At 73.3% G+C, this 13,034-nt stretch carries 8 protein-coding genes; 4 read left to right on the forward strand and 4 right to left on the reverse strand.

Going from position 1 to position 13,034, the window contains the following annotated elements; all coding sequences use genetic code 11:
• Positions 1 to 72: 72 nt before the first annotated feature.
• Positions 73 to 2,100 carry a M4 family metallopeptidase gene (locus tag ABFY03_RS26145; protein WP_346170967.1) on the reverse strand — a complete coding sequence of 676 codons (2,028 nt, stop codon included), beginning with the start codon at positions 2,098 to 2,100 and terminating at the stop codon, positions 73 to 75.
• 497 nt (positions 2,101 to 2,597) lie between these two features.
• Between ABFY03_RS26145 and ABFY03_RS26150 the strand changes: the two genes are divergently transcribed.
• Positions 2,598 to 2,861, forward strand: coding sequence for a hypothetical protein (locus tag ABFY03_RS26150; protein ID WP_346170968.1), 264 nt, complete (start codon positions 2,598 to 2,600; stop codon positions 2,859 to 2,861).
• Positions 2,862 to 2,942: 81 nt separating this feature from the next.
• On the opposite strand, the gene ABFY03_RS26155 is transcribed toward ABFY03_RS26150, so the two are convergent.
• The gene (locus tag ABFY03_RS26155) at positions 2,943 to 4,802 is read right to left on the reverse strand and encodes an ABC transporter ATP-binding protein (protein ID WP_346170969.1); all 1,860 of its coding nucleotides are present in this window, start codon (positions 4,800 to 4,802) and stop codon (positions 2,943 to 2,945) included.
• Positions 4,799 to 6,595, reverse strand: coding sequence for an ABC transporter ATP-binding protein (locus ABFY03_RS26160; RefSeq protein ID WP_346170970.1), 1,797 nt, complete (start codon positions 6,593 to 6,595; stop codon positions 4,799 to 4,801). Before ABFY03_RS26160 ends, ABFY03_RS26155 begins: the two co-directional genes overlap by 4 nt.
• 112 nt (positions 6,596 to 6,707) lie before the next feature.
• On the opposite strand from ABFY03_RS26160, the gene ABFY03_RS26165 reads away from it, so the two are divergent.
• Positions 6,708 to 7,946 (forward strand): hypothetical protein, encoded by a 1,239-nt coding sequence (locus ABFY03_RS26165; RefSeq protein WP_346170971.1) that lies wholly within the window; start codon positions 6,708 to 6,710, stop codon positions 7,944 to 7,946.
• Between the two features lie 19 nt (positions 7,947 to 7,965).
• Here ABFY03_RS26165 and glgX read toward each other — a convergent pair whose 3' ends face one another.
• Entirely contained in the window at positions 7,966 to 10,167 is a 2,202-nt protein-coding gene (gene glgX / locus ABFY03_RS26170) for a glycogen debranching protein GlgX (protein WP_346170972.1), read from the reverse strand.
• A gap of 187 nt (positions 10,168 to 10,354) precedes the next feature.
• Between glgX and ABFY03_RS26175 the strand changes: the two genes are divergently transcribed.
• Complete coding sequence (locus tag ABFY03_RS26175; protein WP_319011823.1) at positions 10,355 to 11,572, forward strand: L,D-transpeptidase; 1,218 nt, start codon at positions 10,355 to 10,357, stop codon at positions 11,570 to 11,572.
• Between the two features lie 193 nt (positions 11,573 to 11,765).
• On the forward strand, positions 11,766 to 13,010 hold the full coding sequence (locus ABFY03_RS26180; protein ID WP_319011822.1) for an Ig-like domain-containing protein: 1,245 nt from the start codon (positions 11,766 to 11,768) through the stop codon (positions 13,008 to 13,010).
• The last annotated feature ends 24 nt before the right edge of the window (positions 13,011 to 13,034 follow it).

Genomic DNA, 13,034 nt, shown 5'->3' on the forward strand with positions numbered 1-13,034 from the left:
GCGGACGCCCGGAGGGAGGGTTCCCTCCGGGCGTCCGCGTCCCGTTCCCGCCGTCCCTTCCGGGAGGGCCGGCTACGGGAAGGTCAGCTTGAAGCTGTTGATGTAGCCGGTGTCGATGGACGCCTTGTCCTGGACGCGGAGCTTCCAGGTGCCGTTGGCCACCTCGGAGGAGGCGTTCACGGTGTAGGTCTGGCTGATGTTGTCGGCGCTGCCGCCGGAGCGGTTGTGCAGGTTGTAGACCGAGCCGTCGGGGGCGATGAGGTCGACGACCAGGTCACCGATGTAGGTGTGGACGACGTCCACGCCGACGGAGAGGTTGCTGGGCGCGTTGCCCGTGCGGCCGGTGACGTTGACCGAGGAGGTCACCGCGGCGCCGTTGTCCGGGATGGAGACGTCGGCGGTGTTCTCGAAGACCGTGCCGGTGGGCGGGGTGGTGCCGGGGCGGGTGCCGACGTTGACGGCGGCCCAGGCGTGCTGGACGGCGAGGGCCTCGGGGCTGCCGACGCCGTACAGCTCCTCGGCGGCCGCGACCGTGCCGGTGCGGGCGCCCGCGTAGTTGGTGGACGAGGTCCACTTGGTGGTGAGGGCCTTGAACCAGATCATCCGGGCCTTGTCGATGCCGATGCCGGTCACCGGCAGGCCGTCGGAGGTCGGCGAGTCGTAGGTGACGCCGTTGACGGTCTTGACGCCGCTGCCCTCGGAGAGCAGGTAGAAGAAGTGGTTCGCCGGGCCCGAGGAGTAGTGGACGTCGATCGAGCCGATGCCCGAGTACCACGCGTCCTTGGACGAGCCGTCCTTGCTGGGCTTGTCCATGTAGCGGAGCGGGGTGCCGTTGCCGCGGATGTCGATCTTCTCGCCGACGAGGTAGTCGCCCTTGTCGTTCGGGTTGTTGGCGTAGAACTCGACGGCCGCCGCGAAGATGTCGGAGGTGGCCTCGTTGAGGCCGCCGGACTCGCCGCTGTAGACGAGCTTGGCGGTGACCGAGGTGAGGCCGTGGGTCATCTCGTGGGCGGCCACGTCGATGGAGGTGAGCGGCTTGGCGTTGTTCGTGCCGTCGCCGTAGGTCATGCAGAAGCAGGAGTCCTGCCAGAAGGCGTTGACGTAGGCGTTGCCGTAGTGGACCCGGGAGTACGCGCCGACGCCGTCGCCGCGGATGCCGCTGCGGCCGTGCACGTTCTTGTAGTAGTCCCAGGTGAGCGCGGCGCCGTAGTGGGCGTCGGCGCCGGCCGTCTCCAGGTTGGACGGCAGCCCGTTGCCCCAGACGTCGGTGCTGTTGGTGAACAGCGTGCCGGTGCCGGAGGTGCCCCGGTTGAGGTTGTACGTCTTGTGGTTGCCGCGGCCGGTGTCGGTCAGCGTGTACGAGGGCGCGGTGCCGAGCGTGACCTGGCCGCTGTACTGGGTGTTGCCGGTGCCGGTGTGCACGGCCTGCCACTCGTACAGCTTGGCGCCGGACTTGGCGTCGGTGACGACGTGCAGCTCGTTCGGCGTGCCGTCGTGCTGGAGGCCGCCGACGACGGTCTCGTACGCGAGGACCGGGGCGCCGCCCGGGCCCATCCAGACGACCTTGCGCGGGGCGCGCTCGCTCTTGGTGGCCTTGGAGCCCTCGGCGGCGGCCGCGCCGACGGCCTGCTTCTCGGCGGCGGCGGGGGCGACGGCGGCCGTGAGGTCGACGTTCTTCAGCTCCGCGCGGGAGGACTTGGAGACGCCGGTGGTGGCGCCGGTCTTGGACTCGGCCACGATCAGGTCGCCGCCGAGGACCGGGAGGCCCGCGTAGGTGCGCTCGTAGCGCGTGTGGGTGGTGCCGTCGCGGTCCTGGACCACGTCGCGGACGACCAGCTTCTCCTGGGAGCCGAGGCCCAGCTCCGCGGCCGTCTCGGCCTTGGCCGCGTCGGCGGCCTTGATCAGCGCGGTGCGCTGGGCGGGGGTGAGGTCGGCGGGGAGCTTGCCCGGGTTGACCTTGCCGAGGGCCGACGCCGGGGCGGCGGCCGTGCCGAGGTTGTCGGCGGAGGCGCTGCCGGCCTGGACGCCGACGGCGATCATGGCGGCGGCGGCGACGAGCGCGCCGGTCGCGGTGGCACGGCGGCTGGGCGTGGATCTCACGCGAACTCCTTTTGCGAGGGGGGTACCGGGCCGCTGGGTGGACGGGCCGGGCGGAGCAAGCAGAGCGGTGACGCACGATCGGGTGAAGCGGCGAACGTGGTTGCGAGGAACCGGGGGAAGACTGGCAGCTACCGGCGGTATCTGTCAGGAGCGCGTCAATAACTTGGCCGGAAGTCGTCCGCTGCGCGCACGGGCGCGTTCGTTAACCGGACGTTTCATCGATCTTGGGCGCCCCGCCACACCCCGTTCGGCGTGCGGAAACGCCTCCCGGCCCGCGCGCCGCCCCGCCGCCCCGGCGTCCGCCGTCCCGCCCTTCGGACGCGACCCCCCTTTACCGAACCGATGGCCGGATCACACCCCGAGGAACCGGAACCTCCGCCCCCGCCCCGACCGCCCGTGCGGGACCGCCGGGGCCGACGACCGGGGCGGACCATGCCTCTGGCATGATCCGGCCGGGCTCTCCCGACGGACCGGGAGGCCGGGGGGAGAGTGCGTCGGTGATCGCCGGAATCGGACTGTGCGCGTTCGGGGTCTTCGGGCTGGTGTGGGGCGCGATGCTCGCCTTCAACCTGCGCGGCACCGCCCACAGGCTCGCGGCACGCGCCAAGGAGATGCGGATGCTGACCAGAGCCCGCACCGGCGACCTGGGCCTGGCGGGCCCGTCCTCCCCCGGGGCCGGGTACTTCCGGCTGCGTGGAGCGGTGCTCCTCGTCGGCTCCCCGGCCCTCGTCCTCGTCGGGATCGTCGTCACCTTCGACTGAGCCGCCGGAACCCGCCGCCGGCCGGCCCGTTCCGCCGGTCCCGGGTCGGCCGGCCCGTTCCCCCGGCCCCGGGTCGGCCCGTCACTCCGTCAGGGAGTCGCGCCAGGCGCGGTGGAGGCCGGCGTAGCGGCCCTCGCCGGCCACCAGGGCGGCCGGGGGGCCGTCCTCCACGATCCGGCCCGCCTCCATGACCAGGACCCGGTCCGCGACCTCGACCGTGGACAGGCGGTGGGCGATGACCACCGCCGTACGGCCCGCCAGGACCGTGTCCATCGCGTGCTGCACCGCCCGCTCGCCCGGTACGTCCAGCGAGCTCGTCGCCTCGTCCAGGATGAGCACCGCCGGGTCCGCGAGGAGCGCCCGGGCGAAGGCCACCAGCTGGCGCTGGCCGGCCGAGATCCGGCCGCCGCGCTTACGGACGTCCGTGTCGTAGCCGTCCGGCAGCCCGGCGATGAAGTCGTGCGCGCCGATCGCCTTCGCCGCCTGCTCGATCTCCTCCCGGCCGGCGTCCGGGCGGCCGATCGCGATGTTCTCCGCGACCGTCCCCGAGAACAGGAACGCCTCCTGCGTCACCATCACCACCCCGCGCCGCAGCTCCGGAGTGGCCAGATCGCGCAGGTCGACGCCGTCGAGCAGCACCCGGCCCTCCGTCGGGTCGTAGAAGCGCGCGAGCAGCTTCGCCAGTGTCGACTTGCCGGCGCCGGTCGCGCCGACCACCGCCACCGTCTGCCCCGCCGGGATCCGCAAGGAGAAGCGGGGCAGCACCTCGCCGCCCGTCCGGTAGGCGAACCGCACCCCGTCGAAGACGACCTCACGGCCCGGCGCCGTCCCGGCCCGCTCCGGCAGCTCCCGCGGCGCCGCCGCCTCCGGCACGCCCGGCTCCTGCGCCAGCAGGCCCGCGATCTTCGACAGCGACGCCGCCGCCGACTCGTACGAGTTGAGGAACATGCCGAGCCGGTCGATCGGGTCGTAGAGCCGCCGCACGTACAGCACCGCCGCCGCGAGCACGCCCAGCTCCAGCGAACCCTCCGCCACCCGGTAGGCGCCCCACAGGCACATGCCGGCCACCGCCGTGTTCGCCACCAGCCGCGAGCCCACCACATAGCGGGCCATCTCCAGCAGCGCGTCGCCGTTGCTCCGCTCGTGCCGGTGGTTGAGCCCCGCGAACTCCGCGTCGTTCACCCGCTCCCGGCGGAACGCCCGCACCGGCCGGATCCCGTTCATCGTCTCCGCGAACTTCACGATCACCCCGGCGATCGCCGTCGACCGCTCCGCGAACACCGCGCCCGCCCGCCGCCGGTACCGGCGCACCAGCAGGTACAGCGGTCCGAACGAGGCCACCGCCACCGCGCCGATCCCCAGGTCCAGCCAGAGCAGCACCAGCGCGATCGACACGAACGACAGCACCACCCCGATCAGCTCCTGGAGCCCCTCCGACAGCAGCTCCCGCAGCGACTCCACATCGGTGGTCGACCGCGAGATCAGCCGCCCCGAGGTGTACCGCTCGTGGAAGTCCACGCTCAGAACCTGCGCGTGCCGGAAGATCCGCCCCCGCAGATCGAGCAGCACGTCCTGGTTGATCCGCGCCGCGCCCCGCACGAACGCGTACTGGAGCGCCCCCGCGCCCACCGCGCACAGCAGGTAGCCCACCGCCACCGCGACCAGCGGACCGTGGTCCCCGGCCCGGAAGGCCGGCACCCCGCGGTCGATCGCGTACGCCACGAGCAGCGGGCCCGCCTGGACCGCCGCTTCCTTCACCAGCAGCACCAGCGCCGCCACCGCCACCCGGAACCGGTGCGCGGCCAGCAGCGAGCGCAGCAGCGCGCCGGTCGCCCCGCGCGGCGCCGGCAGGTCGTCCCGGTCGAACGGGTCACCGGCCGCGGCCTGCTCCTCCCGCCCCTCCCGCTCCTCCTCCGGCTGTACGAGCGTGGTGTCCGTCATCGCTCCTCGTCCCCCTCGCCCGACATCAGCCAGGCGTACTCGGCGCTGCTCCGCAGCAGTTCCTGATGGGTGCCGACGGCCGCGATCCGGCCGCCGGACAGCAGCGCCACCCGGTCGGCCAGCATCACGGTCGACGGCCGGTGCGCCACGACCAGCGCCGTCGTCTCCTTCAGCACCTCGCGCAGGGCCGCCTCCACCCGCGCCTCGGTGTGCACGTCCAGCGCCGACAGCGGATCGTCGAGCACCAGGAAGCGCGGCCGGCCGACCACCGCCCGGGCCAGCGCGAGCCGCTGCCGCTGACCGCCCGAGAGGCTCAGCCCCTGCTCGCCGACCCGCGTCCCGGCCCCCTCCGGCAGCCGTCCGACGAACCCGTCCGCCTGCGCGATGCCGAGCGCCCGGTCCAGCTCCGGCGTCCCGGCGGACGCGTCCGCGCCCATCAGCACGTTCTCGCCGACGCTCGCCGAGAAGAGGGTCGGCTCCTCGAACGCCACCGACACCAGCGTCCGCAGCCGCTCACGCTCCATCAGGGCGACGTCCTCGCCGTCCAGCAGGATCCGCCCGGCGCTCGCCTCGTGCAGCCGCGGCACCAGCGCGGTCAGCGTGGTCTTGCCGGAACCGGTCGCCCCGACCAGCGCCAGCGTCTCGCCCGGCCGCACGTGCAGGTCGACGCAGTCGAGGACGGGCGGGGCGCCGTCCGGCGCGTCCGGGTACCGGAACGACACGCCCTCGAAGCGGAGCCCGTCCGGCGCCCCCGGCACCGCCGCCGGGGCGACCGCGTCCCGCTCCTCCTCGGCGTCCATCACCTCGAAGTACCGCTCCGTCGCCGTCACCGCCTCCTGGCTCATCGCGAGCAGGAAGCCGATCGACTCCACCGGCCAGCGCAGCGCGAGCGCCGTCGACAGGAAGGCCACCAGGGTGCCCGCCGACAGCCCGCCGTCCGCGACCCGCACCGAGCCCAGCACCAGCGCGGCGCCGATCGCCAGCTCCGGCAGGACCGTGATCAGCGCCCAGATCGTGGCGAGCAGCCGCGCCTTGGACAGCTCCGTCGAGCGCAGCAGCACCGCGAGCCGGCGGAAGGCGTCCGCCTGGCTGCGGTGCCGGCCGAAGCCCTTGACGATCCGGATGCCGAGGACGCTCTCCTCCACCACCGTCGTCAGATCGCCCACCTGGTCCTGCGCCCGCCGCGCCACCACGCCGTACCGCCGCTCGAAGTACGAGCACAGCACCACCACCGGCACCACCGGCGTCAGCAGCACCAGCCCCAGCGACCGGTCCTGCGCGAGCAGCAGTGCGCAGCCGGCCAGGATGGTCACCGCGTTGACGACCAGGAAGGTCAGCGGGAAGGCCAGGAACATCCGGACGATCATCAGGTCTGTGGTGCCGCGGGACAGCAACTGCCCGGACGCCCACCGGTCGTGGAAGGCGATCGGCAGCCGCTGGAGCCGCCCGTACAGGTCCTCCCGCATCCGCGCCTCCACGGACGACAGCGGCCGCGCCACCAGCCACCGCCGCAGCCCGAACAGCCCGGCCTCGGCGATCCCGAGCAGCAGCAGGTACAGGGCCCCCAGCCACACCCCGCCCGGGTCCCGGTCCGCGACCGGCCCGTCCACCAGCCACTTCAGCACCAGCGGGATGACGAGCGCGAGACAGGAGGCGACGACCGCGACGAAGGCGGCGGTGAAGAACCGCCCCCGCACGGGCCGCACGTACGGCCAGAGCCGCAGCAGCACCCGGACGGCCGAACGGCGGACGGGGACGGGGACGGACTCGGAGGTGACAGGTTTCTCGGGCATCAGGCCCGACCCTACGATTCACCACTGACACGTCTCACCCGATTTTCGGACGGCTTCGGACGGCACCGTAGGATCCCTGCCCGGTACACGCACCATGGGTGGGGAGAACACCATGAGGACCCGTACGAGCAGAGCCGCCGCGGCCGCCGTCCTGCTGCCGCTGCTCGCCGCGGCCGTCGGCTGCCAGGCGGCCGGCACGGAGGCGCCGGCCGCCGAGGCGCCGAAGCCGACCGGGAAGCCGGTCTACGAGGAGCGGCTCGCGGACCAGCTCAACGCCGCCTCCCGGGCCACCGCCGCCACCGGCTCCGCGCGCTTCACCGCCACGCTCGCCTACGGCTCCGCCGAGGGCACCGCCGTGGAGACCACCGCCGGCGTCCTCGACTACGCGAAGGACTCCGCGCGCGTGAAGCGCTCGTACGTCGTCCCGCGCGGCTTCCCGGAGGACACGGCCACCGAACTCGGCCTGCCCTCCGGCTCGCGCGACTCCCAGGTCTTCGCCGTCGAGAAGAACGACGTCAGCTACCGCACCGCCCGGGGCACCTGGCTGCGGTACGACGCCTCCGGCTCCAAGGAGTTCACGGACGGCGCCGGCGAGATCCTGTCCCTCGCGGGCGAGTCGGAGCCCTGGGGCGGCACCCTCGCCGACGTCGTGCGCCACGCCGACCCGGAGCGCGCGCCCGAGACCGGCGCGGACGGCCGGCGGACGTACCGCGTCGAGGTGTACACCCGGAGCCTCGTCGACCTCCTGCCCGCCGCGGTCGGGTACGCCTCCCGCGACGCGAAGACGCCGGGAGAGGTCCCGGTGACGGTGGTCCTCGACAAGGACGGCCGACTGCTGAGCGCCGAGGCCGACTACGCCCCGCTGCTGCGCGGCCTGCGCGGCGCGGGCGTCCTGCGGGGCGTCACCTCGCTGCGCGCCACGTACACGCTCGCCGGGCATGGCGGGCAGACCGTGCCCGGCATCCCGTCGGGGGAGCGGACCGACGACGCCGAGCGGGTCACCGCGGCGCTGGGCGAGGTGAAGCCCGGCGCCTGCGCCTCGACGGACACCGGCCTCGGCTCGCAGGACCTCGTCCGGCCCGTGCCCTGCGGCAAGGAGGCCGACCTGCGGGTCTTCGCCGTGAAACGGGTCGACGAGACCTTCCGGAACAAGGACCCCCAGGGCCTCGGGCGCGCCCTGGCGGCCGAGCGCTGCCGCGAGGACTTCCGCACCGTGCCCGCCGCGTGGACGCGGGACGCCCGCCCGGCCGGCACGTACCAGGTCGGCGGCCAGGAGACCGTCAGCTACGGCTACACCGGTCCCGAGGCCTCCGTCTCCGGCGACTTCGTCTGCTACGTGACCCTCCGCTGACCGGCGCGGGCGGCGGCCCTCACCCCGCCACCCGCAGCAGCACCACCGACCGCGCCCCCACGTCGAGCACCGCCCCGCCCGGGTGGAGCGTGCCCGGGGGCGCGGTCTGGTCGTCGAGGGACGTGTCCAGGACGCGCTCGTACGTCTGGGCCCACGGCGGGCCCGGGAGGCGGAAGGACAGGGGGCGGGGGCCCGCGTGGAGGACGGCGAGGAAGCTGTCGTCGAGGACCTGCTCGCCCCGCTCGTCACGGCCCGGTATGTCGCGGCCCGACAGATAGAGGGCGAGGGTGGCGGAGGGCGCGTACCAGTCCCGCTCGGTCATCTCGGTGCCGTCGGGGCCGAACCAGGCCAGGTCGCGCAGCCCGTCGGCGCCCTGGGGGCGGCCGGAGAAGAAGGCGCGGCGGCGCAGCACCGGGTGGCGGTGCCGGAGCGCGAGCAGCCGCCGGGTGAGGGCGAGGAGCTGGCCGCGGCCGGGGTCGTCGGGGAGGGACCAGTCGAGCCAGCCGATCTCGTTGTCCTGGCAGTACGCGTTGTTGTTGCCGCCCTGGGTGCGGCCCATCTCGTCGCCCGCGACGAGCATCGGCACGCCGGTGGAGAGCAGCAGCGTGGTGAGCAGGTTGCGGAGCTGGCGGAGCCGGAGGGCGTTCACCTCCGGGTCGTCGGTCTCGCCCTCCGCGCCGCAGTTCCAGGAGCGGTTGTCGTGGGTGCCGTCCCGGTTGCCCTCCCCGTTGGCCTCGTTGTGCTTGCGCTCGTAACTGACCAGGTCGCGGAGGGTGAAGCCGTCGTGGGCGGTGACGAAGTTGACGGAGGCGTACGGCCGCCGGCCGCCCCAGGCGTAGAGGTCGCTGGAGCCGGAGAGCCGGTAGCCGAGGTCGCGCACGTCGGGCAGGGCGCCGCGCCAGAAGTCCCGTACGGCGTCCCGGTAGCGGTCGTTCCACTCGGTCCACAGCGGCGGGAAGGCGCCGACCTGGTAGCCGCCGTTGCCGACGTCCCACGGTTCGGCGATGAGCTTCACCCGGCGCAGCACCGGGTCCTGGGCGATGACGGCGAGGAACGGCGACAGCATGTCGACGTCGTGCATCGAGCGGGCCAGCGCCGCCGCCAGGTCGAAGCGGAAGCCGTCGACGCCCATCTCGGTCACCCAGTACCGCAGGGAGTCGGTGATGAGCCGGAGCACCTGCGGCTGGACGACGTGCAGGGTGTTGCCGCAGCCGGTGTAGTCGGCGTAGCGCCGGGCGTCCGACTGGAGCCGGTAGTAGCCGCGGTTGTCGATGCCCTTCAGGGACAGGGTCGGGCCGAGTTCGCCCGCCTCCGCCGTGTGGTTGTAGACGACGTCGAGGATGACCTCGATGCCGGCCGCGTGCAGCGCCCGGACCATCCGCTTGAACTCGCCGACCTGCTGCCCGGTGGTGCCGGACGAGGAGTAGCCGGCGTGCGGGGCGAAGTACCCGATCGAGTTGTAGCCCCAGTAGTTGGTGAGGCCGCGGCGCAGCAGGTGGTCCTCGTGGGCGAACTGGTGGACCGGCAGCAGCTCGACGGCCGTCACCCCGAGGCGTACGAGGTGGTCGATCGCGGCCGGGTGGGCGAGCCCCGCGTACGTGCCCCGCAGCCGCTCCGGGATGCCGGGGTGCCGGGCGGTGAAGCCCTTGACGTGCAGCTCGTAGATGACGGAGTCCTGCCAGGGCGTCTTGGGCCTGCGGTCGTCGGACCAGTCGTCGTCGTCCCGCACGACGACCCCCTTGGGGACGTGCGGGGCGGAGTCCCGCTCGTCGCGGACGGTGTCGGCGACGTGCTGCTGCGGCCAGTCCCGCACGTGCCCGTACACCTCGGGCGGCAGCGCGAACTCGCCGTCGACGGCCCGCGCGTACGGGTCGAGGAGCAGCTTCGCCGGGTTCCAGCGGGCGCCGGTCCACGGGTCCCACCGGCCGTGCACCCGGTAGCCGTACCGCTGCCCGGGTCCGACGCCGGGCACGAAGCCGTGCCAGATCTCGTGGGTGAGCTCGGTCAGCGGCAGACGGGTCTCGGTGCCGTCGGCGGCGAAGAGGCAGAGCTCGACCGCCTCCGCGCCGCCCGCCCAGAGGGCGAAGTTGGTGCCCCGGGTCCCGTCCGGTCCGACCCGGCAGCGGGCCCCGAGGGGGGTGGGCGCGCCCGGCCAGACCGGGGGCGCGGTCCGTCCCGGGGCATGCTCCTCTACCGCCTGCTGTTCGGCTGCGCTCGACACCGCCCTGGCCTCCCGCGGCTCCGGCGGGCCCGCGTGCCGGGGCGGGGGCGTCCCGGCCCCTGCCCCGCGCGTCCTCCCGCACCCTCGTGTACTCCCGGTCGTCCTCCCTGTTCTGCCCGCAGCGCCGTCCCCCCAACATGGCCCGCGCGCACGTTTCCCCTGGAGGGGGGTCGTCGTTGGGCCACGCGTGACACGTGTATGGGAACGGGCCGGACAATTCCTCGCGGTCGCGGGGCTCCTCGTGGGTCTCGCCGGCTGCACCGGATCGGACGGGGAAGGAGGCGTCGGCCTGGGGCTTCCCGGCAAGGCGCGGGCCCCCGGCGACGTGATCCGGGTCGTCCCGGAGGACGGCAGCCGCGCGGTGCCCGCCGACGGCCCCCTGGAGGTACGGGTGGACAGCGGGCGGCTCGAACGGGTGAGCGTGACCCAGGTGGCGGACGGGCGCCGGTCCGCCGTCCCCGGCACGTTCTCGGCCGACGGGCTGAGCTGGCGGCCCGCCGGCGCCACCCGGCTCGCGCTCGCCGCGAAGTACAGCGTGGACGCGGTGGCGCTCGACGCGCACGGGCGCCGCTCGGCCCGGCACACCACCTTCACCACGGTGGTGCCGGAGAGCCGGTTCATCGGCTACTTCACGCCGGAGAACCGTTCCACTGTCGGCGCCGGCATGATCGTCTCCTTCGGCTTCAACCGCCCGATCGAGAACCGGGCCGAGGTGGAGCGGGCCATCCGGGTCACCGCCGACCCGCCGGTCGAGGTCGTCGGCCACTGGTTCGGCAAGGAGCGGCTCGACTTCCGCCCCGCCGCGTACTGGGCGCCCGGCACGAAGGTGACGGTCGAGCTGGGGCTCCGGGACGTCGAGGGCGCCCCCGGCGTCTACGGCATCCAGCGCAAGACGGTCGGCTTCACGGTCGGCCGCTCCCAGGTCTCCCTGGTCGACGCCGCCGCCCACACGATGGAGGTGCGGCGGGACGGGCGGGTCCTCGCCACCCTGCCGATCACCGCGGGCGCGCCGAAGACCACCACGTACAACGGCAAGATGGTGGTGACCGAGCTGTACGACGTGACCCGGATGAACGGGGCCACCGTCGGCTTCGGCGGCGAGTACGACATCAAGGACGTGCCGCACGCGATGCGGCTCACCGAGTCGGGCACCTTCATCCACGGCAACTACTGGGCCGACGCCTCCACCTTCGGCTCCGCCAACGTCAGCCACGGCTGCGTGGGGCTGCGGGACGTGAAGGGCGGCGGCTCCGACACCCCGGCGGGCTGGTTCTTCGACCGGAGCCTGATCGGCGACGTCGTCGAGGTGGTCAACTCCCGGGACCGGAAGGTCGCCCCGGACAACGGTCTCGGCGGCTGGAACCTGGACTGGGCGGCCTGGAAGGCGGGTTCCGCCCTCCGCTGACCCGGCTCCGGCGCGAGGGCCGGACGCGGGCCGCTCCCCGCTCGCCTCCGGCCCGTCCCGACTGGGACTGAACGGTGACATTCACGTGGAACTTTCGTGTCTTCCGGTGTGATTATCTAGCGCCGTGCACGGGACGTGCGCATGGGGGTGGGGCCCGGTCAGACGCCGGGTCGTGCGAGGGGAGAAGACCATAGTGAACGGGCAGCCGATATCGGGGACGCCGGCGCGGCGGCGGGGGCTCCGCCTCGGGGCCCTGGCCACGGGGGCGCTGCTCCTCGTCCTGACCGCGTGCGGCGGCGAGGAGCCGTCCGGGACGGCGGACGGTGCCGGGGCCAAGGGCTCGGGCCAGGGGACCGCGGCCCCCGACAACGCCGCCTCGCAGGCGGTCGTGACCGTCCTGCCGAAGGACGGCGCCGACTCGGTCGCCACCAGCGGGGCCCTCAAGGTCACCGCCGAGCAGGGCAAGCTGACCACCGTGACGGTCGCCGACTCCAAGGGCGCCCCGGTCGAGGGGAAGATCTCGGCGGACGGCGCGAGCTGGGAGCCGCTGGCCCACCTGTCGGCCGGCACCCAGTACAAGGTCCACGCGATCGCGAAGGACGCCGAGGGCCGCGAGTCGGCGAAGGACACCACCTTCACGACCCTGGTCCCGAAGAACACCTTCATCGGCCACTACACGCCGGAGGCGGACACGACCGTCGGCGTGGGCATGCCGGTCTCCATCAACTTCACCCGGGGCATCACCGACCCCGAGGCCGTGGAGAAGGCCATCAAGGTCACGGCCGAGCCGGCCGTCGAGATCGAGGGCCACTGGTTCGGCAACGACCGCCTGGACTTCCGCCCCGAGGAGTACTGGAAGGCCGGCACGAAGGTCACGGTCGAGCTGAACCTGGACGGCGTCGAGGGCCGCCCGGGCGTCTACGGCAAGCAGAAGAAGACGTACTCCTTCACCATCGGCCGCCGTCAGGTCTCCACCGTCGACGCGAGCGCCAAGACGATGAAGGTCGAGCGCGACGGGCAGATCATCAAGACCCTGCCGATCACCGCGGGCGCCCCGTCCACGACCACGTACAACGGTCAGATGGTCATCAGCGAGAAGTACAAGGTGACCCGCATGAACGGGGCCACCGTCGGCTTCGGCGGCGAGTACGACATCAAGGACGTGCCGCACGCCATGCGCCTGTCCACCTCCGGCACCTTCGTGCACGGCAACTACTGGGCGCCGAAGTCCACCTTCGGCTCGCAGAACGTCAGCCACGGCTGCGTCGGCCTGTCGGACACCCGGGGCGCGGGCGACAGCTCCACCCCCGCCGCCTGGTTCTACGACCGGTCGATCATCGGTGACGTCGTCATCGTGAAGAACTCCAAGGACAAGCAGATCAAGCCGGAGAACGGCCTGAACGGCTGGAACATGTCCTGGGCGGAGTGGACCGCCTGATCCGCGTCCTCCCGCGTCCGACCC

The organism is Streptomyces roseofulvus (assembly GCF_039534915.1).
GTDB lineage: Bacteria > Actinomycetota > Actinomycetes > Streptomycetales > Streptomycetaceae > Streptomyces > Streptomyces roseofulvus.

Excerpts from the sequence above, each read along its gene's own strand:
- ABFY03_RS26155 (WP_346170969.1), bottom strand. The coding sequence starts at position 4,802 with ATGACGGACACCACGCTCGTACAGCCGGAGGAGGAGCGGGAGGGGCGG.
- ABFY03_RS26160 (WP_346170970.1), bottom strand. The coding sequence starts at position 6,595 with ATGCCCGAGAAACCTGTCACCTCCGAGTCCGTCCCCGTCCCCGTCCGC.
- ABFY03_RS26165 (WP_346170971.1), top strand. The coding sequence starts at position 6,708 with ATGAGGACCCGTACGAGCAGAGCCGCCGCGGCCGCCGTCCTGCTGCCG.